Below are 21,955 nucleotides of genomic sequence, written 5' to 3'. Positions count from 1 at the left end.
TTTCAGTCTGATTTTGTGGCAGAATATTCCAGATTAATTATTTAGATCTGTTTTTCCATTTTTGGGATATCTCCAATATTACGTAGGTTGCTTATGAATGCCTTAACACAGGAACTGGTCGAGCTGCTCAGCTTGGAAAAGTTAGAAGAAAACATTTTTCGGGGAATCAGCCGTAATCTGGTGGGCAAGCGCGTGTTTGGTGGGCAGGTTTTAGGGCAGGCACTCCGCGCTGCGTCTTATACCACAGACCGTCCGGCACACTCGTTACATGCCTATTTTCTGTTTGGTGGAGATGTCAATGCACCGATTATTTATGAAGTGGATCGTATCCGTGACGGCAAGAGCTTTGTCAGCCGTCAAGTACGTGCGATTCAGCATGGTCGCACTATTTTTATGTGTATGGTGTCTTTTGCGCATCAGGAAGAAGGTCTCAATTACCAGATTTCAGAGCCGGAATATCCGCCAGCAGAAAGCCTGAAAAATGAAGCAGAACTGATCAAACAAATGATTGAGTTTATTCCGGAAAATGTCCGTGCGTCTTTCACCCGTGATCGTCATGTCGAGATTCGCCCGATCAATCCGCAAAATCCGTTCCAGCCGCAACCGGAAGCGCCGTCTTATGCGCACTATATCCGCACGCATGACCGAATTGCTGCAGAAGTGGATCAGATTTCTTTGCATCAGGCCATTGCCGCTTTCTATTCAGACTTTACCTTGATGACCACGGCACTGCGTCCACATGGTCTGAGTTATATTTCGCCAAGCCTGCAATGTGCCAGTATTGACCATGCCATGTACTTCCATAAGCCATTTCGTGCCGATGAATGGATGCTATATGACATGGATGCCACCCAGAGTGCCAGTTCGCGTGGTCTGAATTTTGGACGGATGTGGCAGAATGGCGAACTGGTCTGTAGTACCACGCAGGAAGGGCTGATCCGCTTACGTGAAATCGAAACCCAATAATTTTTATATTTTTGCTCAAAAAGCCGAATCCCAGATTCGGTTTTTTTGTTTTTAATCCGCAGAACAATCATTATTTGAGATCTTGTTCTAGGCACGCGTTTATAAAATATTACTCGATTCTGTAGAATCGGCATGGCATAGTGCCGCTTAAGATCTATATTAAAATGCATGAAAAGATGAGCTTAAATACGCAAATTTTAATTGCCGCCGTATTGGGGGTGCTGTTTGGATTTTTACTCACAATATTTCCGCAGACCTCATTTTTTGATGTCAGTTTATACGGCATCGGCATCGTCAGCAGTGTTTTTATCGGCTTATTAAAAATGCTGTTGGTTCCGCTAATTTTTACGTCGATTGTGGTCGGGGTATCTAATCTACAGGCAGGCGGACAACTGAATCGCACCTGGAAAATCACCCTGATGTGCTGTGTGACCACAACGACTTTGGCACTCATTTTAGGTCTGGCCTGTGCACATCTGTTTGATGTCGGCAAGGGTGTCGATGTACTGATGTTCCAGGATGCCATGGCGCAGCATCAGACTCCGGACACCTTAACGCCATCTTCTTTCTTTACCAATTTTATCCAAAATACCCTGATCAATCCGTTTAAAGCATTTTCAGATGGCAATGTCCTGGCAGTGGTGGTCTTTGCCTTGTTTGTCGGTGTGGCACTGGTCGCAGGCGGAGATAAATTCCGTACCGTGCGCAAGTTGAGTCACCAGTTTTTTGAAATCATGATGTTGATGATTGGCTGGGTGATGAAACTGGCACCTTTCGGTATTTTTGCTTTATTGGCCAAGCTGATCGCGACTGAGGATATTTCGGTACTCAGTCGTCTGGCTGAATTTGCGGCCGTGGTCACCGGAACCACCATTTTCCATGGCATCGTGGTATTGCCTTTATTGCTGTGGATTTTTGGCAAGATGGATCCGATCACGTTCTTTAAAGGCACACGCGCTGCTTTAATTACCGCATTTGCCACCAGTTCCAGTTCGGCCACCATGCCACTGTCAATGAAATGTGCGCAGGAAAATCTGGGCGTACGTCCGCATACGGCAGGTTTTGTGATTCCACTGGGAACACAGCTGAATATGGATGGCACAGCACTCTATGAAGCAGCCGCCGCCTTGTTTATTGCCAATTTAATGGGGCTGGATCTGAGTCTGGGGCAACAGCTGGTGGTCTGTGCCACGGCAATGATTGCATCCTTAGGCGCACCTGGGATTCCAAGCGCTGGCATGGTCACCATGATTATGGTGTTGCAATCTGTGGGATTGCCTGCCGAGGCGATTGCGATTTTATTGCCGATCGACCGTTTACTGGATACGGTACGTACCGTGGTGAATGTGCAGGGCGATATGATGATCAGTGTGGTGGTAGACCGGCATACCCGTGAACCTGAAGCGCCGGTTTAATCTTTATCTAAGTCCGGATTCCAGACAATTTCCCAGAGATGACCATTGGGATCCTGAAAATAACCAGCATATCCGCCATAAAAGGTGGTGTGTGCAGCTTTGATAATTTTAGCGCCCGCACGTTCAGCCAGTACCATGATCTGGTCAACCTCTAATGGACTATAGACATTATGTCCCAGCGCCATTTGGGTTGGGCAGATCGGACTCAATTCAAGACCGGTATCTTGCTGAAGGCTGCGCTGCGGCCATAAGGCAAGCTTAAGACCGGATTGCAGTTGAATAAACGCCACCGCACCATATTCAAATTCCTGCCCCATAATTCCGTCGCTTTTAAAGCCTAAACCCTCACAATAAAATTGCAATGATTGCTCTATGTCCTGAACAGCCAGCGTAATCACAGAGATAGATGGTTTCATAATGGGTTCCTGATCTAAGGCTGATCAAGATTTATTCTAATATGAATCAGGATTTAATCACTAAGTAAACAATGCAGTCTTCATGTAAAAACAGGTAAATCTGATCAATCCGGCGCTGCTATCACTTGACCAGCTTGATATGGTGAAAATCACCTTAGAAAAAAACCTCCGTTATGCGGCATAACGGAGGTTTTTAATTTAAATCAATCAATCAAATATTTTGTCATTTGATTATTCAGCTGAGCGTTTATTCTGGTTTAGCTCATCTGCTGCTTTAAGTTCTGACTGATCCTGCTCAAGTAATTCAAGCAGTTCTTCAGCTTCATTTAAGTCATGCGGTGAAACCTCACCAATAGCAGTTGCATCAGACCCAGAGTCGAGTTCAACTGGTTCATCGAATTGATTTAGATCATGAGCCGATACTTCCGGAATACTGTCCAAATCAAATTGAGTTGATTGATCTAAAGTGAAATTCAGACGGCCGCCCATGACGCTGGCCAGTTCTTCAAGTCCCTCTTTGTTCATGGAGGAGAACAATTGAATCGAGAAGTCCAGTTTCATTTTTTTCAATGCAGCTTTGACTTCCTGAAGCGCTTTAGAGGCAGGGCCACGATTCAGCTTATCTGATTTGGTTAAAAGAACATGCACAAACAAATGACGTGAATAAGCCCATTCCAGCATCATCACATCAAAGTGTTGTAGCGGATGACGAATATCCATCAACAGCACCAAGCCCTGTAAGCTTTTGCGATGAATCAGATAATTTTCCAGTTCTTTTTGCCAAACAATTTTCATCGCCTCTGGTACGGCAGCATAGCCATAGCCTGGTAAATCGACCAGACGCTGATCTGGATTACCCAAGCTAAAAAAGTTAATCATCTGGGTGCGGCCGGGTCTTTTTGATGCACGTGCCAACTGTTTCTGGTTGGTCAGGGCATTAATCGCACTGGATTTACCGGCATTGGAGCGACCGGCAAAAGCAATTTCATAGCCTGTATCTTCTACACAAAGACTGAGTTTTGGTGCACTCATTAAAAATTCGGCTTTGCGTAGCCAGTTGAGTGAGCGCACAGAATATTCAGTAATAGCAGAATCAACTTTTTTCTCGTAGCTGATCTTTTGCTTGGGTGCATGGGCTGTCTTACTGTTTTTGGATTTTCCTCTGCTGTGGTGCATAACTCAACTTCAATAAATAATCTACAAAGAAACATTATAAAGGAAGTCGCACAGGCAAGCGAACTTTGCTTTGCAATGCTATTGCAACTTAATCCATCAGGTTAATTAAACCGATTGGAGAAACAGTACTAAAATGAGATTGGTTAGATGGGGTGAGCACATCGGCCAGGGTATATTGGTTCAGGCTTTGGTAAAACTGTTCCAGCGCATGGTCGAGAATACCTTTTAAACCACAATTGCTACGCAGTACGCAGGGTGGGGTATTACATTCGACAATCACATGATTTTCACCCTGCAAGCTACGCACGATCTCACCGAGTTTTAGATTTAGTGTAGTAGGATTTAAGCGGATGCCGCCGCCTTTACCGCGTGTGGCAATAATCCAGTCTTGTTTCGACATGAAATGCACAATCTTCATTAAATGATTTTGTGACACATACAAATCTCGCGCAATTTCCGCAATCGTATACGGCGTATCTCGCGGCTGGGAGATGTACATTAAAATACGCAAAGCATAGTCGGTAAATTTGTTTAATTGCATGATCGCACTAATATCTTTAAGAATTAAATAGATAAGGGCTAGTCTAGCATAACCAGACTAGCCCCACCTATTCAGCTTGAAGCGAGGGCTTAGTGGTGAACCCCACCTGTACCAAATGCTTCACTATGAATATTTTCAGCAGGAATACCGCGGGCAACGAGTGCTTTTTGCTGTTCTGCCATAAATGGCATTGGGCCGCAAAGGTAATAATCGGCATTGACTGGTAACAGCGCTGCATCAACTGTACTCAGATCCAGACGACCTGCTACATCATAATCCTCACCCAGTTTGTCAGCTTGATGTGGAAATTCATAAGCAGTAAGGGTGCTTAAGCGCGGATATTTTGCTTTCAGGTCATGAATATGCTGGTGCATCGCATGAACCTGTTTGCTACGGCAAGCATGGATAAAGGTCACAGGTTGTGGCATATCCAGAGTCACCAGCTGGTTCAGCATCGCGATCATTGGCGTCAGGCCAACACCACCACTGATAAACACATTACGTTTAGCTGGATCGATCAGGTAGAAGTTACCTGTTGGTGCAGATACTTCAATTTCTGAACCTTCCGGCAAACCATGTAGAGTGTTAGACACCCAACCTGCAACTTGATCTGCGCCATTGCCCGGTTCACGTTTAACTGAAATACGCAAATAGTCTGCTTGAGGGCTGGTTGAAAGCGTATATTGACGCGGCTGTTTTAAGCCGAGTTCTTCTACGAATACACGAACTGAAATATATTGACCCGCTTCATATTTCGGTAAATCGCCACCATCGACCGGTTGTAGATAGATTGAAGTAATCTCGTCACTTTCCACTACTTTTTGGGCAATTTTGAAATTGCGCCAGCCTAACCAGCTACCTTTGGTTTGCTGATGCTGCTCATAGATCGTTTTTTCAGTGCTGATGAACAAGTCAGCCAATTGACCATAAGCTGTAGCCCAAGCATCAATTAATGGATCTTCCATCGGGATGCTTAATACTTCACTAATAGAATGCAGCAGGTTTTCACCCACAATATTATAGTCTGGCGCTTGAATGTTTAAGCTCACGTGTTTATGCGCGATCAGCTCAACCACAGGTAAAAGTACAGATGGGTCTTCAATATTTTCGGCATAGGCCAATACAGCGCCGGCAAGGGCTTGCGCCTGTGCACCACTGCGTTGGTGACCCATATTAAACGTTTCTTTAAGGGCAGGGTTGTTGCCTAACATGCGGTTATAAAAATAGCCCGTGAGTGCCACACCATTTTCGCGGAGTACAGGCACTGTTGCTTTTACAAGGTCAATTTGCTGCGGAGTCATGTTTGATCTCTCATGGCTGTTTATTTATAAGATGTATTTAAAATACATCTTAAAGCATGCCTTGTAAATACATTTTTTAATAAAACCATAAAAAAATTATGGGATATCTGAATATCCCATAATTTTAAAAATCTTGATAGGAATAAATCGTGCTATTTTCACTGAAAAAGCAGTCATGAAACTCGCGGACAATTCTCCCCGGTATCATCTCCGAGCCTGCGTGCGCAGTTTGATAAATCGATCAGTATCTTTTATGAACTTTTTAGGTTGCCTAAGTCGCGTGTTCTAATTCCTTTTGTTACTCACCGGTTAGAGGTCACTGTTCCTTGGCTTGCTGTTTTGCAAATTCTGCTTGTTTGGCATTTTTTTGAGGTTCAGCCACTTGGGTTTTTGCAGCATTTCAAAAGCACTATTCCGATCGACACTCTGTTCATAAATAAGAGTGACTGTTTTTTTAGTTTCAGTTAAACCGACAAGCAGACCATGCCGACTGGCAAGCTGTGAACGTAAGACAATGTCTTGCATGGTATTTGTGGTTTTTTAGCAATACCAAGTGGTGCTCACATAACTTTTCCTATTGTTTATCATTCATTTTTAGGCTTTTTCATGTGTTCTAGGGCGTACTGGATATCTTGAATCAAATCTTGCGGATGTTCCAGTCCGATACAGAAACGAACCAGAAAGCCATCTTTTAAGTGTGAATGTTTCAGTACACGCATGTCTTTTAAGTTATAGAGCATGACCAGGCTGACAGGGCCACCCCAGCTAAATCCAAGTTTAAATAAGGTTAAAGCATCGCAGAAATGACGAATATCTTCGAAACTAAACTTGGCATCAAAAATAACACTCACAAGTCCTGCACTATGACCCTCGGAGCAAATCTCATTCCAATATTGATGTCCAGCGCAATCTGGATCGGCTGGATGTAAAACTTGAACAAGCTCAGTTTGCTGTTTGAGCCACTTCATTAAAGTCAGTGCGCTTTCGGACTGATGCTGATAACGCAGTTGCATCGAAGCCAGACTGCGTTGTACCTGCGCCACATCATCACCAGAAACACTAATGCCCTGAATGGCATGGGTACGGAACAGTTTGTGATGCAGGGTTTTATCTCGTGTAACAACTGAGCCCATCAAGATGTCGCCACCACCGCTTGGATATTTGGTCAGGGCATGAACCGTGATATCGACACTTAAATGCTCTTCGCCAAAATCAAAAGCATTAAAAGCCAGACCTGCGCCCCAGGTATTATCCAGCGCCGTCAAAATATGATGTGCCTGGGCTTTTTTGATTAAACCGACCAGATCTGGAAACTCCAGTGTGACTGAACCGGCCGCTTCCAGCCAAAGCAGTTTTGCTTTTTCACTTGGTGTAAAGGTTTCGACCTCAAGCGGGTTATACACTTTGACCGCAATGCCATAACGCGTTTCCAGATTGCGTAGATGTTCCATGTTTGGGCCATAGATGTTATCGGCAACCCAGACTTCATCACCTTGGCTCAAGAAACAAGAATTCACCAGGTTAATGGCGGATAAACCGCTCGGCGCAAGTAGGCAGTATTCACCCCCTTCAATTTGCGCGATGTTATCGCCTAAGGTGAATGTCGTGGGTGTGCCGTGGGTGCCGTAGCTATAGTCATAAGCATCGGTCCAGTGGCGATTAAATAGCGCATCAGTATTCTCAAAAATAATGGTCGATGCACGAAACAGGGGAGGTTGAACCGTAGAAATGGATTGAGGGGCTTTTCGTGGTGCATGAATCAGGGTGGTTTGAGCGTTTTTTTTCACGTGAATGCCCTTAAATGTAATCAAATATTACCTTAGCTTAAGAGAATCTGTGACTCACTGCCAGTTCGGTTGTGAATTGTTAAAAAAATTGGTCCTTGAAAAAAGTTGGCTTCATTTTTGCAAAACCTAAAACTATCTAGCTAAAAAATAGGTTGAGGAGCATGAAGTCGCATTTAAAAGTGCATTATTTTCAGCATATTGCTGGTGAAGGCTATGGTAGTTGTCATGAGTTTTTAAAGCAGTATCAGGCGTACATTAGTGCGACTGAGTTTTTTGCTTTACCGTTGGATCGTCCTTTAGAGATTGAGGCTTTGCCAAGGGTTGAGGACGTCGATTTACTGATCATCATGGGCGGAACCATGAGTGTCAATGATGAGGCGAATTTCCCTTGGTTAAAGATAGAGAAACGCTGGTTGCGTCGTTATCTGTCACATGGCAAACCGGCAATCGGTTTATGCCTGGGTGGACAATTGATTGCCAATGCATTGGGGGCGGGCGTCAGTCGTAATCCTGAGCAGGAATTGGGCTGGGCCACGGTACACAAGGTAGCCAATCTACCGCAAGAATGTTTTAGCTTGCCCGAACAGTTCAATATTCTGCAATGGCATAGTGAAAGCTTTGAAATACCCAAAGGGGCAGTGCATCTGGCAGAAAACCAAGCCTGTCGTAATCAGATGTACCAGTTGGGCAAAAATGTGCTCGGTTTTCAGTTTCATCCAGAGAGTACCCCAGAAACCCTGTCTTTATTTTTGGAAGATGAGGAGCAGCTTGCACAATTTTCAGGAAAATATGTTCAGGATCTCTCTGAATTAAAAAAGACCCATAAAAATAAGTTTGTTGAAGGAAATCAGATATTAAATCGAGCTATAGAATATGTCTTGGCGAAAACTGCCCCGCATTCAGAAAATAAACTCTTGTTTTAGGGGGTAAATTGAAAACTTGGATAAAATCATAAAAGGGATTTGCTTATGCATTAAACAATGGCTATAATAAGCGACCCTTCGATAGGAAGGGGGTTAACTGCGAATAAAGTAGTTAACTATCGTTACAGTCGTGGCATCGATCACGACCTTAGTGATATTTCACTGCTCTTGACACTTACCCGTATTAAAGTGGGGTGAGATGCGTCAGGAGTGATTCTTTATATATTTGGCTTGGAGTTTACTGGTATGTCTAACCAGAGAATTCGTATCCGTCTTAAGTCTTTTGATCATCGCCTGATTGATCAATCTGCTCAAGAAATCGTAGAAACCGCAAAACGTACTGGCGCACAAGTGTGTGGTCCAATTCCAATGCCAACACGCATTGAACGTTTTAACGTTTTAACATCGCCACACGTAAACAAAGACGCGCGTGACCAGTACGAAATTCGTACTTACAAGCGTTTGATCGACATCGTTCAACCTACAGACAAAACTGTAGATGCATTGATGAAGTTAGATCTTGCAGCTGGTGTTGATGTTCAGATCGCATTGGGTTAAGGCTTTCGGGTTAATTAACACTCTAAGTTAATTAGGCCGCTTTTTTAGAGGTTTATGCACATGGCTATTGGTTTAGTCGGTCGCAAGTGCGGTATGACACGTATCTTTACAGATGCTGGTGTTTCTGTGCCTGTTACAGTGATTGAGGTTGATCCTAACCGCATCACTCAAATCAAAACGCTTGAAACTGATGGTTATCAAGCGATTCAAATCACTACTGGTGAACGTCGCGAATCTCGCGTAACTAACGCTCAGAAAGGCCACTTTGCGAAAGCAGGTGTTGCAGCTGGTCGTCTAGTTCAAGAATTCCGCGCTACAGAAGCTGATCTTGAAGGTCGTGAAGTTGGTGGTACGCTTACCGTTGAATTGTTCCAGGTTGGTCAAGTTGTTGACGTAACTGGTCAATCTAAAGGTAAAGGTTTCCAAGGTGGTGTTAAGCGTTGGAATTTCCGTACGCAAGATGCAACTCACGGTAACTCGCTTTCTCACCGTGTTTTAGGTTCTACTGGTCAAAACCAGACTCCTGGTCGCGTATTCAAAGGCAAAAAAATGGCTGGCCATTTAGGTGCTGAACGCGTAACTACACAGGGTCTTGAGATCGTTGCTATCGACACAGAACGTTCAGTTCTTGTTGTTAAAGGCGCGGTTCCTGGTGCTACTGGTGGCGACGTAATCGTTCGTCCTACGATCAAGGCCTGAGGGGAAATAACGTGAATTTAAATACTGTTTCCGGCTCTGCTGTTGAATTATCAGAAGTTGCGTTCGGTCGTGAATTTAATGAAGCTCTTGTTCACCAAGTGGTTACAGCTTATTTAGCTGGTGGCCGTCAAGGTTCAAAAGCTCAGAAATCACGTGCAGACGTTTCTGGCGGTGGCCGCAAGCCATTCCGTCAAAAAGGTACTGGCCGTGCTCGTGCTGGTTCTATTCGTAGCCCAATCTGGGTTGGCGGTGGTAAAACTTTTGCTGCTCGTCCACAAGACTGGTCTCAAAAAGTAAACCGTAAAATGTACCGCGGTGCTATGCAATGCATCATGGCTGAACTTGTTCGTCAAGATCGCCTAATTTTAGTTGATGAGTTTGCTGTTGCAGCTCCAAAAACTAAAGAATTGCTTGCAAAGCTTAACGACTTGAATGCAACTCGTGCATTGATCGTTACCGATGCTGTTGATGAGAACTTGTATCTTGCTGCACGCAATATTCCACACGTAGATGTGGTTGATGCTGCTGCAATCGATCCTGTTAGCTTGATTGCGTTCGACAAAGTTGTTATGTCTGTAGCTGCTGCTAAGAAAATTGAGGTAGAACTCGGATGAACAACGAACGTATCTATCAAGTCCTGCAAGGACCTGTATTCTCAGAAAAAGCACAAGTTTTAGGTGAAACTGCTGGTGTTCAAGTGTTTAAAGTTGCTATCAATGCAAACAAGCTTGAAATCAAAAAAGCAGTGGAACAACTCTTTGGTGTAGAAGTTGTTAAAGTTAACACGACTATCACTAAAGGTAAGTCTAAACGCTTTGGTAAAACATTAGGACGTCGTTCTGATGTTAAAAAAGCATACGTCACCCTGAAAGCTGGCCAAGATGTTGAAATGGCTGACTTGGGCGATACCGCTGAAAGCACAGCGGAATAAGGACGAGAATTATGCCTATTCAAAAATGTAAGCCAACGTCTCCAGGACGTCGCTTTGTAGAGAAAGTGGTTCATGATCACCTTCACAAAGGCGCACCGTACTCTCCGTTGGTTGAAGCTAAAAAACGTACTGGCGGCCGTAACAATAACGGTCACATCACGACTCGTCACGTTGGTGGCGGTCATAAGCAGCACTACCGTCTAGTTGACTTTAAACGTAACAAAGATGGTATTCCTGCAACTGTAGAGCGTATCGAATACGATCCTAACCGTACTGCACACATTGCACTTGTATTGTATGCTGATGGTGAACGTCGTTATATCATCGCTCCTAAAGGCCTTCGCGCTGGCGATAAAGTACAGTCTGGTAACGATGCTCCAATTCGTCCAGGTAACTGCTTGCCGCTTCGCAACATGCCAATCGGTTCTACTCTTCACAACATCGAACTTAAAATCGGTAAAGGCGCGCAGATTGCTCGTTCAGCTGGTACTTCAGTTCAGCTGTTGGGTCGTGACGGTTCTTACGCTATCGTTCGTCTACGTTCAGGCGAGATGCGTAAAATTCACGTTGAATGTCGCGCTGTGTTAGGTGAAGTATCTAACTCGGAAAGCAACCTTCGTTCGCTTGGTAAAGCTGGTGCATCGCGCTGGCGTGGTGTTCGTCCTACCGTTCGTGGTATGGCAATGAACCCAGTTGACCATCCGCACGGTGGTGGTGAAGGGCGTAACAAAGGTATTCAACCTGTAAGCCCATGGGGTCAAAAAGCTAAAGGGTACAAGACACGTACCAATAAGCGTACGACTAAGATGATCATTCGCGACCGTCGCGTTAAGTAACAAGTAAAGGAATCTGACAATGCCTCGTTCTCTGAAAAAAGGCCCATTCGTCGATGCGCACTTGTTCGCTAAGGTTGAAGCGGCTATCGCGGCTAATAACCGTAAGCCGATCAAAACTTGGTCGCGTCGTTCGATGATCCTACCGGATTTTGTTGGTTTAACAATTTCTGTACACAATGGCCGTAACCACGTTCCTGTGATCGTTTCTGAACACATGGTTGGTCACAAGCTTGGTGAATTTGCACCAACTCGTACCTATCGCGGTCACGGTGTTGACAAGAAATCTAAACGTTAATGGGTGCTATGATGGAAGTAACTGCTAAATTACGCGGTGCCGCTATCTCGGCACAAAAAGCTCGTTTGGTTGCAGATCTTATCCGCGGCAAATCTGTTGCGCACGCGCTTAACATCCTTAACTTCAGCAACAAAAAAGCTGCAGTTCTAGTTAAGAAAGCGTTGGAATCTGCGATTGCAAACGCTGAACACAATAACAGTTTAGATGTAGACGACCTTAAAGTTTCTACGATCTACGTTGATGAAGGCATGAGCCTGAAACGTATTATGCCACGTGCTAAAGGCCGTGCAGATCGTATTACTAAGCGTACTTGTCACATCACCGTTAAGGTAGGGGTTTGATATGGGTCAGAAGGTTCATCCAATCGGTATCCGCCTAGGTGTTGTGAAACGTCATAACGCTAACTGGTATGCGAATCCGAAACAATACGCTGAATACTTGCTTAAAGATCTTCAAGTTCGTGAGTTTTTAATCAAAAAACTTAAAAACGCGATGATCAGCAACATTCTTATCGAACGTCCTACAGGCGCTGCTAAAGTAACTATTAGCACTGCGCGTCCTGGTATCGTAATCGGTAAAAAAGGCGAAGATATTGAGAAACTACAACGCGAATTAACATCTATCATGGGTGTTCCTGCGCAAGTAAGTATCAATGAAATTGATCGTCCAGACTTAGACGCGCGTCTAGTTGCTGAAGCAATCGCTTCTCAATTGGAAAAACGTGTAATGTTCCGTCGTGCTATGAAGCGTGCGGTACAAAACACAATGCGTGCTGGTGCTAAAGGTATCAAAGTAGAAGTTTCAGGCCGTTTAGGTGGTGCTGAGATTGCTCGTACTGAGTGGTATCGTGAAGGTCGTGTACCTCTACATACGCTTCGTGCAGATATCGACTATGCGACTATGCGTGCTGAGACTACTTACGGTACGATTGGTGTTAAAGTTTGGATCTTCCGTGGTGAGATCTTGGGCGGCATGAAACAAGTCATGAACCCAGCTCCAGCAGAAGAACGTCCAGCTAAACGCGGTCGTGGTCGTGGTGAAGGTCAAGAGCGTCGTGGTCGTCGCAATGATCGTTCTGCTGAAAAAGGAGAATAATCCATGTTGCAACCTAAGCGTACTAAATTCCGTAAAGTGCAGAAAGGCCGTAACACTGGTCTAGCACACCGCGGTAGCACAGTATCTTTCGGTACTATTGCACTTAAATCAGTTGAACGTGGTCAAATGACTGCGCGTCAAATTGAAGCAGCGCGTCGTACAATTAGCCGTCGTATTAAGCGTGGTGGTAAGATCTTTATCCGTGTATTCCCGGACAAACCGATTACTTCTAAGCCGCTTGAAGTGCGTATGGGTAAAGGTAAAGGTTCTGTGGAATATTGGGTTTGCCAAATCAAACCAGGTAAAGTCTTGTACGAAATTGATGGTGTTAACGAAGAATTGGCTCGCGAAGCGTTTACGCTTGCAGCAGCTAAGCTTCCGTTTAAAACCGCTATCGTGACTCGGACGGTAATGTAATGAAAACTAAAGATCTACGTGAAAAGTCGGTAGAAGAGTTGACAGCTTTGCTTGATGAGCAACAGCTTAACCAATTCCGTCTTCGTATGGCGAAAGCAACTGGTCAATTGGGTAAATCGCATGAAGTTGCACTTACTCGTCAGACGATTGCTCGTATTAAGACCCTCCTTACCGAAAAACAGGGGAACGGACAATGAGTGATAAAACAGTCCGCACGTTAACTGGCAAAGTTGTAAGCGACAAGATGGATAAATCTATCGTTGTTCTTATTGAACGCCAAGTTCAACACCCGTTGTATGGCAAATTAATCCGCCGTTCAACAAAATTACATGCTCATGATGAGAACAACACAGCGAAAGCTGGTGATGTTGTAACCATTAAAGAAAGCCGCCCAATTTCTAAAACTAAGTCTTGGACTCTAGTTGAAGTTGTTGAAGCAGCTGCTGAGTAATTAACGTTCTTGTTGCATCATCGGTCAATTTCGAGTACTCTTTGAGCCTTTCGAAATTTCGACCGGTGTTGCTCGGTTTTGGAGTAGGGCAATGATTCAGACCGAAACTATGCTCGACGTAGCAGACAACAGTGGTGCACGCCGCGTACAATGTATTAAAGTACTTGGTGGCTCGCATCGTCGTTATGCTTCTGTTGGCGACATTATTAAAGTTACTGTAAAAGAAGCAATTCCACGCGCACGTGTTAAAAAAGGTGACGTGATGAATGCAGTTGTGGTTCGTACAAAATTCGGTATCCGTCGTGCAGACGGTTCAGTGATTCGTTTCGACGATAACGCTGCTGTTATTTTGAACACCAACAAAGCGCCGATTGCAACTCGTATTTTCGGACCAGTGACTCGTGAACTTCGTACTGAACAGTTCATGAAAATTATTTCATTGGCTCCTGAAGTTCTATAAGAGGCGATCATGGCTAAGATTAAAAAAGGCGATCAAGTAATTGTGATCGCAGGTAAAGAAAAAGGCAAACAGGGTACTGTTCTGTCTGTTTCTAATGACCGTGTTAAGGTTGAAGGCCTTAACTTGGTGAAGAAGCACCAAAAGCCGAACCGTGCTACAGGCGCTGAAGGTAGCGTTGTAACTCAGGAAGCTTCGCTTCATATTTCAAACGTGGCAGTTTTTAATGCTACAACCCAAAAGGCTGACCGTGTTGGTTACCAAGTGATTGATGGCGTGAAAACTCGCGTATTCAAATCAAATGGTGAATCAGTGGCGGTAGCGAAGTAATAGGTTGATATAGGCCATGGCCAGACTTAAAACACGTTACAATGACGAACTTAAAGCTCAGTTATTAGAGACTTTAGGCGTTAAAAATGTGATGGAAATTCCTCGCATCACTAAAATCACGATCAACATGGGTGTTGGCGCAGCTGCTGCTGACAAAAAACTCCTTGATGGTGCTCTTTCAGATATGCAAGCTATCGCTGGTCAAAAACCAGTACTTACGTTAGCTCGTAAATCAATCGCTGGTTTTAAAATCCGTGATGGTTGGCCGATCGGTTGTAAAGTTACTTTACGCGGCGAACGTATGTACGAATTCTTAGACCGTTTGATCTCGATTGCGATCCCTCGTATCCGTGACTTCCGTGGTTTCTCTGCGAAATCATTCGACGGTCGTGGTAACTACTCAATGGGTCTTAAGGAACAGATCATGTTCCCTGAAATCGATTTTGACAAGATTGATCGTATTCGTGGTATGGACATTACCATTACTACGACTGCTCGCACCGATGACGAAGGCCGTGCGCTTATGCGTGCATTCGGCTTCCCGTTCAAATAAGAGGTCGATATGGCTAAGAAAGGTATGATTAATCGCGAATTGAAACGCGAAGCTACTGTTGCTAAATACGCTGCAAAACGTGCTGAATTAAAAGCTGTTATTGCAAACGTAAATGCATCAGACGAAGAACGTTTCGAAGCGATGATGAAATTGCAAGCATTACCACGTAATGCATCTCCAGTACGTCTACGTAACCGTTGTGGTTTAACTGGTCGTCCGCATGGCTATTTCCGTAAGTTCGGCTTAAGCCGTAACAAATTACGTGAAACAGTAATGCAAGGTGATGTACCTGGCGTTGTTAAGGCAAGCTGGTAAGGAGCACTATAAATGAGTATGCAAGATACCGTTGCCGACATGCTAACACGTGTTCGTAACGCACAAATGGCGAAGAAACAAACTGTTTCTATGCCTAATTCTAAGTTGAAAGTTGCAATTGCTAACTTACTTCAACAAGAAGGTTACATTTCTAACGTAGAAGTTGCGGAAGCTGAAGGCAAACCAACTTTAACAATTACGTTAAAATATTTTGAAGGCAAGCCAGTGATTGACACTGTGAAACGCGTAAGCCGTCCAGGTCTACGTCAGTATCGCGGTAAAGATGCACTTCCAAGCGTTAAGCAAGGTTTAGGTATTGCAATTGTTTCTACAAGCAAAGGCATCATGACTGATCGCGCTGCACGTGCTGCAGGCGTTGGTGGTGAAGTTATTGCTTTTGTTTCTTAATAGGTGATTCCTCATGTCTCGTGTGGCTAAAGCCCCAGTAACTGTACCGAATGGTGTAACAGTTACTCAGAACGGCCGGCAGGTCGAAGTGAAAGGCACTAAAGGTACATTGTCTTTCAACCTGCATGCGCTGGTCGAGCTTAAACAGGAAGACGGTACTCTGGCTATTGCTCCAGTACAAGAGTCGAAAGACGCTTGGATGCAAGCTGGTACTGCTCGCGCTGTGCTTAACAACCTTGTAAAAGGTGTTAGCGAAGGTTTCGAACGTAAGTTACAGCTTATCGGTGTTGGTTATAAAGCTGCGGTTAAAGGTGATGTTGTTCATCTTAACCTTGGTTTCTCTCACCCGATCGATTATGCACTTCCTGCAGGTGTAACTGCTGAAACTCCAACTGCAACTGAAATCGTACTTAAATCTGCTGACAAAGCAGCTTTAGGTCAGGTTGCTGCAGATATCCGTGGTTACCGTCCACCAGAGCCGTATAAAGGCAAAGGTGTTCGTTATTCTGACGAAGTTGTACTTCGTAAAGAAGCTAAGAAGAAATAAGGCGCGAGGTTCTTATGAACGAAAAGAAACAATCCCGTTTGCGTCGTGCGAAAAGCACACGCTTGCACATCCGTGCATTGGGTGCGACTCGTTTGTGTGTAAACCGCACTCCGCGTCACATCTATGCTCAAGTTATCTCTGCAGATGGTGGCAAAGTATTAGCGCAAGCTTCTACTTTAGACGCTACTCTACGTGCAGGTACAACTGGTAACGTTGAAGCAGCTCAAAAAGTAGGTGCTTTAATCGCAGAACGCGCTAAAGCAGCTGGTGTTACTAAAGTTGCATTTGACCGTTCTGGTTTTAAATATCATGGTCGTATCAAAGCCTTGGCTGATGCTGCTCGTGAAAACGGCTTGGAGTTCTAATCATGGCTAAAGTTGAACAAAACGAAGGTCTTGTTGAAAAGCTGGTTGCCGTTGATCGTGTAGCCAAAGTTGTTAAGGGTGGTCGTATCTTCTCTTTCACAGCATTAACTGTTGTGGGTGATGGTAATGGTCGCGTAGGTTTTGGTCGTGGTAAAGCACGTGAAGTTCCAGCTGCTATCTCTAAAGCACTTGAAGCTGCTCGTCGCAACATGATTACTGTTGACCTTGTTGATGGTACGTTACAGCATCCAATTCATGCACGTCATGGCGCTAGTCGCGTATTCATGCAGCCTGCCTCTGAAGGTACAGGCGTAATTGCTGGTGGCGCTATGCGTGCAGTTTTAGAAGCTGTAGGTGTACGTAACGTTTTGACTAAATGCCGTGGTTCTACTAACGCTGCTAACGTAGTTAACGCAACTTTCAACGGTTTGCGTGATATGACTACTCCTGAGAAGGTTGCTGCGAAACGTGGTCTTTCAGTAGAACAAATTCAAGGGTAATCAATCATGAAAACGATTAAAGTTACCCAGACTAAATCTGCATCGCACCGCTTGAAAAATCATAAGCTGAGCCTGCAAGGTTTAGGTCTGCGTCGTATTGGTCATACTGTAGAAGTGCAAGATACGCCTTCTAACCGTGGTATGATCAACCAAGTCTACTATATGGTTAGTGTAGAGGAATAAGCCATGACTCTGCGTTTAAATACAATTGCACCTGCAGAAGGTGCTAAACGTGACAACCTTCGTGTAGGCCGTGGTATCGGTTCTGGCGTTGGTAAGACCGGTGGCCGTGGTGTCAAGGGTCAAAACTCACGTAAGAGCGGTGGTACTCGTCCAGGTTTCGAAGGCGGTCAAACAGCACTTTATCGTCGTTTGCCTAAATTCGGCTTCACTAGCCAATTGGCTTTGAAAACTGCTGAAGTACGTTTATCTGAGCTTGCTAAAGTGGAAGGCGACATCGTGTCTCTAGAAACTTTAAAAGCGGCGAACGTTGTACGTAAAGACATGATCCGTGCTCGTATCGTACTTTCTGGTGAAATTACTCGTGCATTCACTGTTCAAGGTGTTGCATTGACTAAAGGCGCTAAAGCTGCTGTTGAAGCTGCTGGCGGCAAAGTCGAGGAGTAATCCCCAGTGTCTATGACTCCTAGTTCTTCAGGTCATGTCAACATGATGAAAGGCCAACCATTTCATGTGAAATACCGTGAAATTATTCGTCGAATGATGTTTCTCATTGGTGCGTTGTTGGTGTTTCGGCTAGGAGCGCATATTCCAGTACCGGGCATCAATAATGCGGCCCTAGAAAACCTGTTTAATGCAAACCAAGGTACTATCCTTGGTTTGTTTAACATGTTTTCCGGTGGTGCATTAGAACGAATGTCTATTCTTGCTCTTGGGATCATGCCCTACATTTCTGCATCGATTATCGTGCAGCTGATGTCGACAGTGGTTCCTTCGCTGGAAGCTTTGAAAAAAGAAGGCGAGCAAGGCAAACGTAAAATAAATCAATACACACGACAAGGCACATTATTTCTGGCGCTTGTACAAGCGATCGGGATGTGTGCAGGCTTGATCAGTCAGGGGATTACCCTGAATACTGGTTTGGCTTTTTATATTCCTGCAGTAACCTCATTGGTTGCGGGAACCATGTTCTTGATGTGGTTGGGTGAGCAGATTACCGAACGTGGGGTGGGGAATGGTATTTCCATGATCATCTTCGCGGGTATTGTTGCCGGATTGCCTAATTTAATTATGCAATCTTTGTCATCTGTAGATAATGGCCAGACCAGCCTGATTGGCTTGGTAATTTTTGGTCTGTTGTCTCTGGGTGTTTTGGCAGCCATCGTGTTTATCGAGAAAGCGCAACGTCGTATTCCGGTCAACTATGCTCAAAAACAACAAGGTCGTCGTGTATTTACTGCACAACAGACACATTTGCCATTGAAAATTAATATGGCGGGTGTGATTCCGGCAATTTTTGCCAGCTCATTGCTGTTGTTCCCTGCGAGCTTAGGCCAGTGGGTGGGTAGTGCAGATCCGAATGCCGGATTTATTCAGCGTAGCCTGCAAGATGTAGCATTGGTATTGTCGCCTGGTCAGCCGTTGTATTTGGTGCTCTTTGGTGCGTTAATTATCTTTTTCTGTTACTTCTATACAGCACTGGTATTTAGTCCTAAAGAAGTGTCAGAGAACTTGAAACGCAGCGGAGCTTATGTGCCTGGTATACGTCCAGGTGAGCAAACTGCTCGTTACTTAGATCATATTCTCAGTCGTTTGACATTTATTGGCGCGATTTACATCACCGTCATTTGTTTGATGCCGATGGTGTTGCAAAGTTCATTTGGTATTCCATTCTATTTGGGTGGTACTTCTTTGCTGATTGTTGTGGTAGTAGTGATGGACTTTATGGCTCAGCTGCAGTCACACCTCACCTCGCACCAGTATGATAATCAAACGTTAATGAGAAAAACGACAGCTCATCCTAAGGGATAAGCGCACTTAGAGGTTTCATCATGAAAGTACAAGCTTCTGTTAAGAAAATTTGTGGTAGCTGTAAAGTTATCCGTCGTAATGGGGTTATCCGCGTAATTTGTAGCGCAGAACCTCGTCATAAGCAGCGTCAAGGTTAATCTGATTAAGACCTGTTGATTTCTGTAGGCGAATTGGGTTATTATCCGCCCCTCAAGATTTTTGTGGGGCGGTTGATTATCTACTGCCTTTTTGGAGAAAATTGAATGGCTCGTATTGCCGGTGTAAACATTCCGGATAACAAGCACGCTGTTATCTCTCTAACGTATATCTTTGGTATTGGTCGCCATACTTCAAAAGCTATTTTAGCTGCTGCGGGTATTGCTCCAACGACTAAGATCCGTGAATTAGATGACGCTCAGCTTGATGCGATTCGTGCAGAAGTTGCTAAGGTTCCGACCGAAGGTGATTTACGTCGCGAAATTTCCATGAACATTAAACGTTTAATGGATTTAGGCTGCTATCGCGGTCTTCGTCATCGTCGCAGCTTGCCTGTCCGCGGTCAACGCACCAAAACTAACGCTCGTACCCGTAAAGGTCCGCGCAAACCTATTAAGAAATAAGATTTCTGGAAGCTAAAAGATGGCTAAAGATACTCGCGCACGCAAGAAGGTCACTCGTACCGTCTCTGAAGGTGTCGCACACATTCACGCTTCTTTTAATAACACCATTGTGACTATTACCGATCGTCAAGGTAATGCACTGGCTTGGGCCACTTCAGGTGGACAAGGCTTCCGTGGATCACGTAAATCAACTCCGTTCGCTGCTCAGGTAGCTGCTGAAGTTGCTGGTAAAGCTGCTTTAGACTACGGTTTGAAAAACTTGGACGTCCTTGTAAAAGGTCCTGGTCCTGGTCGTGAATCTGCGGTTCGTGCTTTAGGTGCAGTGGGTTATAAAATTAACAGCATTACCGATGTGACGCCAATCCCGCACAACGGTTGCCGTCCACCTAAAAAACGTCGCGTGTAAGGAGAAACATTCATGGCTCGTTATATTGGTCCAAAATGCAAACTCTCTCGCCGCGAAGGGACAGACCTGCAACTTAAATCAGGCGTTAAACCGTTTGATGTAAAAACTAAAAAACACGCTAAAGCTCCTGGCCAACATGGTGGAGCTCGTGGCGGTAAACAGTCTGAGTACTCACTACAATTACGTGAAAAACAAAAAGTACGTCGTATGTACGGTGTTTTAGAGCGTCAATTTAGTAACTACTACAAAGAAGCTGCTCGTGTTAAAGGCGCAACTGGTGAAAACTTGTTGAAGCTACTTGAAAGCCGTCTTGATAACGTTGTTTATCGTATGGGTTTCGGTTCTACTCGCGCAGAAGCTCGTCAGTTAGTATCTCACCGCAGCATCACTTTGAATGGCCGTCGTGTTAACATTGCGTCTATCCAAGTTAAAGCGGGTGATGTGATCGCAGTTCACGAAGGCGCTAAACAACAATTACGTATCAAAAACGCAATTGAATTAGCAACTCAACGTGGCATGCCTTCTTGGATGGAAATCGACCATTCTAAATTAGAAGGTACGTTCAAAGCTGCACCGGATCGTTCTGATTTACCTGCTGAAATCAACGAAAGCTTGATTGTAGAATTGTATTCTAAATAATCCTTGAGGAAGCAATATGACGCGTACTGCAAATGAGTTTCTAACTCCGCAAGCGATCAAGGTCGAAGCGGCAAGCGGGACCTCGGCAAAAGTTATTCTAGAACCTTTAGAGCGTGGCTTTGGTCATACTCTGGGTAATGCTTTACGTCGCATCCTTCTTTCTTCTCTACCTGGCGCAGCTGTGGTAGAAGTTGAGATTGAAGGGGTCGAGCACGAGTACAGTACTTTGGAAGGCTTGCAGCAGGACATCGTCGAGCTCTTGCTGAACCTAAAAGGATTGTCGATTAAGCTGTTCGATCAAAATGAAGCATACTTAACATTAGAGAAACAAGGTGCAGGCGACGTAACTGCGGCTGACCTTCGTTTACCTCATAATGTTGAAGTGGTTAACCCTGAACATTTGATCGGTACTTTAAGTGCCTCAGGCTCATTGAAAATGCGTCTGAAAGTTGCTCAAGGTCGTGGCTACGAGACTTCTGATTCACGCTTCCCAGAAGGCGAAACTCGCCCAGTGGGTCGCTTGCAGTTAGATGCTTCTTATAGCCCAATCAAACGTGTGTCTTATACAGTGGAAAACGCTCGTGTAGAACAACGTACTGACCTTGACAAATTGGTCATTGATCTTGAAACCAATGGTACTGTAGATCCTGAAGAAGCAATCCGTAAAGCGGCAACAATCTTGCAACAACAAATTGCAATCTTTGTTGACCTTCAGAAAGATCAAGCACCTGTGGCTCAAGAGCCGCGTGAAGAAGTTGACCCAATCTTGCTTCGCCCAGTAGATGATCTAGAGCTAACTGTTCGTTCTGCTAACTGTTTGAAAGCAGAAAACATTTACTACATTGGTGATCTTGTACAGCGTACTGAAGTTGAGTTGCTTAAAACTCCTAACTTGGGTAAAAAATCGCTTACTGAGATCAAAGATGTTCTGGCTTCTAAAGGCTTACAACTCGGCATGCGTTTAGAGAACTGGCCACCGGCTAGTCTCCGTATGGACGATCGTTTCGCCTATCGTAGCCGTTAATTAAGTAGGACTA

General features: G+C 44.6%; 36 protein-coding genes. 30 read left to right on the top strand and 6 right to left on the bottom strand.

Annotated features, from left to right (window positions below; translation table 11 throughout):
* The first annotated feature begins 93 nt into the window (after nt 1-93).
* Nucleotides 94-966, top strand: a complete 873-nt coding sequence (locus FTU87_RS13305) for an acyl-CoA thioesterase II (RefSeq protein ID WP_005094170.1) — start codon at nt 94-96, stop codon at nt 964-966.
* A 176-nt stretch (nt 967-1,142) separates the two neighbouring features.
* Nucleotides 1,143-2,381 carry a dicarboxylate/amino acid:cation symporter gene (locus FTU87_RS13300; RefSeq protein WP_034608350.1) on the top strand — a complete coding sequence of 413 codons (1,239 nt, stop codon included), beginning with the start codon at nt 1,143-1,145 and terminating at the stop codon, nt 2,379-2,381.
* On the opposite strand, the gene FTU87_RS13295 is transcribed toward FTU87_RS13300, so the two are convergent.
* From FTU87_RS13295 to FTU87_RS13270, 6 genes are all read right to left on the bottom strand, one after another.
* Nucleotides 2,378-2,797, bottom strand: coding sequence for a VOC family protein (locus FTU87_RS13295; protein WP_005168733.1), 420 nt, complete (start codon nt 2,795-2,797; stop codon nt 2,378-2,380). The two genes, FTU87_RS13300 and FTU87_RS13295, sit on opposite strands and share 4 nt — an antisense overlap.
* 231 nt (nt 2,798-3,028) lie before the next feature.
* Nucleotides 3,029-3,973, bottom strand: a complete 945-nt coding sequence (yihA, locus tag FTU87_RS13290) for a ribosome biogenesis GTP-binding protein YihA/YsxC (RefSeq protein WP_074383584.1) — start codon at nt 3,971-3,973, stop codon at nt 3,029-3,031.
* A gap of 88 nt (nt 3,974-4,061) precedes the next feature.
* Nucleotides 4,062-4,514, bottom strand: a complete 453-nt coding sequence (locus FTU87_RS13285) for an Rrf2 family transcriptional regulator (protein ID WP_005168731.1) — start codon at nt 4,512-4,514, stop codon at nt 4,062-4,064.
* A gap of 89 nt (nt 4,515-4,603) precedes the next feature.
* The gene (hmpA, locus tag FTU87_RS13280) at nt 4,604-5,815 is read right to left on the bottom strand and encodes an NO-inducible flavohemoprotein (RefSeq protein ID WP_100355133.1); all 1,212 of its coding nucleotides are present in this window, start codon (nt 5,813-5,815) and stop codon (nt 4,604-4,606) included.
* A gap of 309 nt (nt 5,816-6,124) precedes the next feature.
* A complete protein-coding gene (locus FTU87_RS15255; protein ID WP_180076351.1) occupies nt 6,125-6,340 on the bottom strand; it encodes a hypothetical protein in 216 nt (71 codons plus the stop codon).
* 59 nt (nt 6,341-6,399) lie between these two features.
* Nucleotides 6,400-7,602: a PLP-dependent transferase gene (locus FTU87_RS13270; RefSeq protein WP_180097604.1), complete on the bottom strand. Its 1,203-nt coding sequence runs from the start codon at nt 7,600-7,602 to the stop codon at nt 6,400-6,402.
* A gap of 161 nt (nt 7,603-7,763) precedes the next feature.
* On the opposite strand from FTU87_RS13270, the gene FTU87_RS13265 reads away from it, so the two are divergent.
* The 28 genes from FTU87_RS13265 (at nt 7,764) to FTU87_RS13130 (ending at nt 21,942) form a co-directional block, all read left to right on the top strand.
* Entirely contained in the window at nt 7,764-8,525 is a 762-nt protein-coding gene (locus tag FTU87_RS13265) for a type 1 glutamine amidotransferase (RefSeq protein WP_005094154.1), read from the top strand.
* 246 nt (nt 8,526-8,771) lie between these two features.
* Nucleotides 8,772-9,083 (top strand): 30S ribosomal protein S10, encoded by a 312-nt coding sequence (rpsJ, locus tag FTU87_RS13260; protein WP_000070912.1) that lies wholly within the window; start codon nt 8,772-8,774, stop codon nt 9,081-9,083.
* A 60-nt stretch (nt 9,084-9,143) separates the two neighbouring features.
* A complete protein-coding gene (gene rplC / locus FTU87_RS13255; RefSeq protein WP_005094152.1) occupies nt 9,144-9,782 on the top strand; it encodes a 50S ribosomal protein L3 in 639 nt (212 codons plus the stop codon).
* 11 nt (nt 9,783-9,793) lie between these two features.
* Nucleotides 9,794-10,396, top strand: a complete 603-nt coding sequence (rplD, locus tag FTU87_RS13250) for a 50S ribosomal protein L4 (RefSeq protein WP_005094150.1) — start codon at nt 9,794-9,796, stop codon at nt 10,394-10,396.
* Entirely contained in the window at nt 10,393-10,713 is a 321-nt protein-coding gene (rplW, locus tag FTU87_RS13245; RefSeq protein ID WP_005094149.1) for a 50S ribosomal protein L23, read from the top strand. The genes rplD and rplW overlap by 4 nt, the downstream gene beginning before the upstream one ends.
* A gap of 11 nt (nt 10,714-10,724) precedes the next feature.
* Nucleotides 10,725-11,549, top strand: a complete 825-nt coding sequence (gene rplB, locus FTU87_RS13240) for a 50S ribosomal protein L2 (protein WP_005094148.1) — start codon at nt 10,725-10,727, stop codon at nt 11,547-11,549.
* Between the two features lie 19 nt (nt 11,550-11,568).
* A complete protein-coding gene (rpsS, locus tag FTU87_RS13235; RefSeq protein WP_004281508.1) occupies nt 11,569-11,844 on the top strand; it encodes a 30S ribosomal protein S19 in 276 nt (91 codons plus the stop codon).
* A gap of 11 nt (nt 11,845-11,855) precedes the next feature.
* The gene (gene rplV / locus FTU87_RS13230; RefSeq protein ID WP_001982638.1) at nt 11,856-12,185 is read left to right on the top strand and encodes a 50S ribosomal protein L22; all 330 of its coding nucleotides are present in this window, start codon (nt 11,856-11,858) and stop codon (nt 12,183-12,185) included.
* A 1-nt stretch (nt 12,186) separates the two neighbouring features.
* Nucleotides 12,187-12,939, top strand: a complete 753-nt coding sequence (rpsC, locus tag FTU87_RS13225; RefSeq protein WP_004281507.1) for a 30S ribosomal protein S3 — start codon at nt 12,187-12,189, stop codon at nt 12,937-12,939.
* A 3-nt stretch (nt 12,940-12,942) separates the two neighbouring features.
* Nucleotides 12,943-13,356 (top strand): 50S ribosomal protein L16, encoded by a 414-nt coding sequence (gene rplP / locus FTU87_RS13220; RefSeq protein WP_004281506.1) that lies wholly within the window; start codon nt 12,943-12,945, stop codon nt 13,354-13,356.
* Nucleotides 13,356-13,553, top strand: a complete 198-nt coding sequence (rpmC, locus tag FTU87_RS13215) for a 50S ribosomal protein L29 (RefSeq protein WP_004281505.1) — start codon at nt 13,356-13,358, stop codon at nt 13,551-13,553. Before rplP ends, rpmC begins: the two co-directional genes overlap by 1 nt.
* Nucleotides 13,550-13,807, top strand: coding sequence for a 30S ribosomal protein S17 (gene rpsQ, locus FTU87_RS13210; RefSeq protein ID WP_004281504.1), 258 nt, complete (start codon nt 13,550-13,552; stop codon nt 13,805-13,807). The genes rpmC and rpsQ overlap by 4 nt, the downstream gene beginning before the upstream one ends.
* A 91-nt stretch (nt 13,808-13,898) precedes the next feature.
* Complete coding sequence (gene rplN / locus FTU87_RS13205) at nt 13,899-14,267, top strand: 50S ribosomal protein L14 (RefSeq protein ID WP_005094147.1); 369 nt, start codon at nt 13,899-13,901, stop codon at nt 14,265-14,267.
* Between the two features lie 9 nt (nt 14,268-14,276).
* Complete coding sequence (rplX, locus tag FTU87_RS13200) at nt 14,277-14,594, top strand: 50S ribosomal protein L24 (protein WP_004281502.1); 318 nt, start codon at nt 14,277-14,279, stop codon at nt 14,592-14,594.
* Nucleotides 14,595-14,610: 16 nt separating this feature from the next.
* The gene (gene rplE, locus FTU87_RS13195) at nt 14,611-15,147 is read left to right on the top strand and encodes a 50S ribosomal protein L5 (protein ID WP_005094146.1); all 537 of its coding nucleotides are present in this window, start codon (nt 14,611-14,613) and stop codon (nt 15,145-15,147) included.
* Between the two features lie 9 nt (nt 15,148-15,156).
* Nucleotides 15,157-15,462 (top strand): 30S ribosomal protein S14, encoded by a 306-nt coding sequence (gene rpsN / locus FTU87_RS13190; RefSeq protein ID WP_004732275.1) that lies wholly within the window; start codon nt 15,157-15,159, stop codon nt 15,460-15,462.
* Between the two features lie 12 nt (nt 15,463-15,474).
* Nucleotides 15,475-15,870 carry a 30S ribosomal protein S8 gene (gene rpsH, locus FTU87_RS13185; RefSeq protein WP_005094144.1) on the top strand — a complete coding sequence of 132 codons (396 nt, stop codon included), beginning with the start codon at nt 15,475-15,477 and terminating at the stop codon, nt 15,868-15,870.
* Between the two features lie 13 nt (nt 15,871-15,883).
* Nucleotides 15,884-16,417, top strand: a complete 534-nt coding sequence (rplF, locus tag FTU87_RS13180; RefSeq protein ID WP_005094142.1) for a 50S ribosomal protein L6 — start codon at nt 15,884-15,886, stop codon at nt 16,415-16,417.
* A 14-nt stretch (nt 16,418-16,431) separates the two neighbouring features.
* Nucleotides 16,432-16,782 carry a 50S ribosomal protein L18 gene (rplR, locus tag FTU87_RS13175; protein ID WP_004281497.1) on the top strand — a complete coding sequence of 117 codons (351 nt, stop codon included), beginning with the start codon at nt 16,432-16,434 and terminating at the stop codon, nt 16,780-16,782.
* Nucleotides 16,783-16,784: 2 nt separating this feature from the next.
* Complete coding sequence (rpsE, locus tag FTU87_RS13170; protein ID WP_004281496.1) at nt 16,785-17,282, top strand: 30S ribosomal protein S5; 498 nt, start codon at nt 16,785-16,787, stop codon at nt 17,280-17,282.
* Nucleotides 17,283-17,288: 6 nt separating this feature from the next.
* Nucleotides 17,289-17,465, top strand: a complete 177-nt coding sequence (gene rpmD, locus FTU87_RS13165; RefSeq protein WP_005094139.1) for a 50S ribosomal protein L30 — start codon at nt 17,289-17,291, stop codon at nt 17,463-17,465.
* A gap of 3 nt (nt 17,466-17,468) precedes the next feature.
* Nucleotides 17,469-17,909, top strand: a complete 441-nt coding sequence (rplO, locus tag FTU87_RS13160; protein ID WP_005094137.1) for a 50S ribosomal protein L15 — start codon at nt 17,469-17,471, stop codon at nt 17,907-17,909.
* 45 nt (nt 17,910-17,954) lie between these two features.
* A complete protein-coding gene (gene secY / locus FTU87_RS13155) occupies nt 17,955-19,274 on the top strand; it encodes a preprotein translocase subunit SecY (RefSeq protein WP_171063316.1) in 1,320 nt (439 codons plus the stop codon).
* Nucleotides 19,275-19,294: 20 nt separating this feature from the next.
* Complete coding sequence (rpmJ, locus tag FTU87_RS13150) at nt 19,295-19,411, top strand: 50S ribosomal protein L36 (protein WP_000867907.1); 117 nt, start codon at nt 19,295-19,297, stop codon at nt 19,409-19,411.
* Between the two features lie 105 nt (nt 19,412-19,516).
* Complete coding sequence (rpsM, locus tag FTU87_RS13145) at nt 19,517-19,873, top strand: 30S ribosomal protein S13 (protein ID WP_004281492.1); 357 nt, start codon at nt 19,517-19,519, stop codon at nt 19,871-19,873.
* 19 nt (nt 19,874-19,892) lie between these two features.
* Nucleotides 19,893-20,279, top strand: a complete 387-nt coding sequence (rpsK, locus tag FTU87_RS13140) for a 30S ribosomal protein S11 (RefSeq protein WP_004281491.1) — start codon at nt 19,893-19,895, stop codon at nt 20,277-20,279.
* 12 nt (nt 20,280-20,291) lie between these two features.
* Nucleotides 20,292-20,918, top strand: coding sequence for a 30S ribosomal protein S4 (rpsD, locus tag FTU87_RS13135; protein WP_005094132.1), 627 nt, complete (start codon nt 20,292-20,294; stop codon nt 20,916-20,918).
* Nucleotides 20,919-20,934: 16 nt separating this feature from the next.
* Complete coding sequence (locus tag FTU87_RS13130) at nt 20,935-21,942, top strand: DNA-directed RNA polymerase subunit alpha (protein WP_005094131.1); 1,008 nt, start codon at nt 20,935-20,937, stop codon at nt 21,940-21,942.
* Nucleotides 21,943-21,955: the final 13 nt, after the last annotated feature.

The sequence above is a fragment of the Acinetobacter sp. YH12156 genome (assembly GCF_013418235.1).
GTDB lineage: Bacteria > Pseudomonadota > Gammaproteobacteria > Pseudomonadales > Moraxellaceae > Acinetobacter > Acinetobacter pseudolwoffii.
This window is presented reverse-complemented; position numbering and strand designations above follow the sequence as displayed.

What these genes read in the sequence shown, in the direction of transcription:
- rpsN (WP_004732275.1), top strand. Translation starts at nt 15,157, where the DNA reads ATGGCTAAGAAAGGTATGATTAATCGCGAATTGAAACGCGAAGCTACT.
- rplN (WP_005094147.1), top strand. Translation starts at nt 13,899, where the DNA reads ATGATTCAGACCGAAACTATGCTCGACGTAGCAGACAACAGTGGTGCA.
- rpmJ (WP_000867907.1), top strand. Translation starts at nt 19,295, where the DNA reads ATGAAAGTACAAGCTTCTGTTAAGAAAATTTGTGGTAGCTGTAAAGTT.
- secY (WP_171063316.1), top strand. Translation starts at nt 17,955, where the DNA reads ATGAAAGGCCAACCATTTCATGTGAAATACCGTGAAATTATTCGTCGA.
- rplP (WP_004281506.1), top strand. Translation starts at nt 12,943, where the DNA reads ATGTTGCAACCTAAGCGTACTAAATTCCGTAAAGTGCAGAAAGGCCGT.
- FTU87_RS13300 (WP_034608350.1), top strand. Translation starts at nt 1,143, where the DNA reads ATGAGCTTAAATACGCAAATTTTAATTGCCGCCGTATTGGGGGTGCTG.
- rpsK (WP_004281491.1), top strand. Translation starts at nt 19,893, where the DNA reads ATGGCTAAAGATACTCGCGCACGCAAGAAGGTCACTCGTACCGTCTCT.
- FTU87_RS13265 (WP_005094154.1), top strand. Translation starts at nt 7,764, where the DNA reads ATGAAGTCGCATTTAAAAGTGCATTATTTTCAGCATATTGCTGGTGAA.
- rplX (WP_004281502.1), top strand. Translation starts at nt 14,277, where the DNA reads ATGGCTAAGATTAAAAAAGGCGATCAAGTAATTGTGATCGCAGGTAAA.
- rpmD (WP_005094139.1), top strand. Translation starts at nt 17,289, where the DNA reads ATGAAAACGATTAAAGTTACCCAGACTAAATCTGCATCGCACCGCTTG.
- rplC (WP_005094152.1), top strand. Translation starts at nt 9,144, where the DNA reads ATGGCTATTGGTTTAGTCGGTCGCAAGTGCGGTATGACACGTATCTTT.
- rpsE (WP_004281496.1), top strand. Translation starts at nt 16,785, where the DNA reads ATGGCTAAAGTTGAACAAAACGAAGGTCTTGTTGAAAAGCTGGTTGCC.
- rpsS (WP_004281508.1), top strand. Translation starts at nt 11,569, where the DNA reads ATGCCTCGTTCTCTGAAAAAAGGCCCATTCGTCGATGCGCACTTGTTC.
- rplB (WP_005094148.1), top strand. Translation starts at nt 10,725, where the DNA reads ATGCCTATTCAAAAATGTAAGCCAACGTCTCCAGGACGTCGCTTTGTA.
- rpsM (WP_004281492.1), top strand. Translation starts at nt 19,517, where the DNA reads ATGGCTCGTATTGCCGGTGTAAACATTCCGGATAACAAGCACGCTGTT.
- rpsH (WP_005094144.1), top strand. Translation starts at nt 15,475, where the DNA reads ATGAGTATGCAAGATACCGTTGCCGACATGCTAACACGTGTTCGTAAC.
- hmpA (WP_100355133.1), bottom strand. Translation starts at nt 5,815, where the DNA reads ATGACTCCGCAGCAAATTGACCTTGTAAAAGCAACAGTGCCTGTACTC.
- rplF (WP_005094142.1), top strand. Translation starts at nt 15,884, where the DNA reads ATGTCTCGTGTGGCTAAAGCCCCAGTAACTGTACCGAATGGTGTAACA.
- rplO (WP_005094137.1), top strand. Translation starts at nt 17,469, where the DNA reads ATGACTCTGCGTTTAAATACAATTGCACCTGCAGAAGGTGCTAAACGT.
- FTU87_RS13285 (WP_005168731.1), bottom strand. Translation starts at nt 4,514, where the DNA reads ATGCAATTAAACAAATTTACCGACTATGCTTTGCGTATTTTAATGTAC.
- FTU87_RS13295 (WP_005168733.1), bottom strand. Translation starts at nt 2,797, where the DNA reads ATGAAACCATCTATCTCTGTGATTACGCTGGCTGTTCAGGACATAGAG.
- FTU87_RS13130 (WP_005094131.1), top strand. Translation starts at nt 20,935, where the DNA reads ATGACGCGTACTGCAAATGAGTTTCTAACTCCGCAAGCGATCAAGGTC.
- rplE (WP_005094146.1), top strand. Translation starts at nt 14,611, where the DNA reads ATGGCCAGACTTAAAACACGTTACAATGACGAACTTAAAGCTCAGTTA.
- rpsD (WP_005094132.1), top strand. Translation starts at nt 20,292, where the DNA reads ATGGCTCGTTATATTGGTCCAAAATGCAAACTCTCTCGCCGCGAAGGG.
- rplV (WP_001982638.1), top strand. Translation starts at nt 11,856, where the DNA reads ATGGAAGTAACTGCTAAATTACGCGGTGCCGCTATCTCGGCACAAAAA.
- FTU87_RS15255 (WP_180076351.1), bottom strand. Translation starts at nt 6,340, where the DNA reads ATGCAAGACATTGTCTTACGTTCACAGCTTGCCAGTCGGCATGGTCTG.
- rplW (WP_005094149.1), top strand. Translation starts at nt 10,393, where the DNA reads ATGAACAACGAACGTATCTATCAAGTCCTGCAAGGACCTGTATTCTCA.
- rpmC (WP_004281505.1), top strand. Translation starts at nt 13,356, where the DNA reads ATGAAAACTAAAGATCTACGTGAAAAGTCGGTAGAAGAGTTGACAGCT.
- rpsQ (WP_004281504.1), top strand. Translation starts at nt 13,550, where the DNA reads ATGAGTGATAAAACAGTCCGCACGTTAACTGGCAAAGTTGTAAGCGAC.
- rpsJ (WP_000070912.1), top strand. Translation starts at nt 8,772, where the DNA reads ATGTCTAACCAGAGAATTCGTATCCGTCTTAAGTCTTTTGATCATCGC.
- rplR (WP_004281497.1), top strand. Translation starts at nt 16,432, where the DNA reads ATGAACGAAAAGAAACAATCCCGTTTGCGTCGTGCGAAAAGCACACGC.
- yihA (WP_074383584.1), bottom strand. Translation starts at nt 3,973, where the DNA reads ATGCACCACAGCAGAGGAAAATCCAAAAACAGTAAGACAGCCCATGCA.
- rpsC (WP_004281507.1), top strand. Translation starts at nt 12,187, where the DNA reads ATGGGTCAGAAGGTTCATCCAATCGGTATCCGCCTAGGTGTTGTGAAA.
- FTU87_RS13305 (WP_005094170.1), top strand. Translation starts at nt 94, where the DNA reads ATGAATGCCTTAACACAGGAACTGGTCGAGCTGCTCAGCTTGGAAAAG.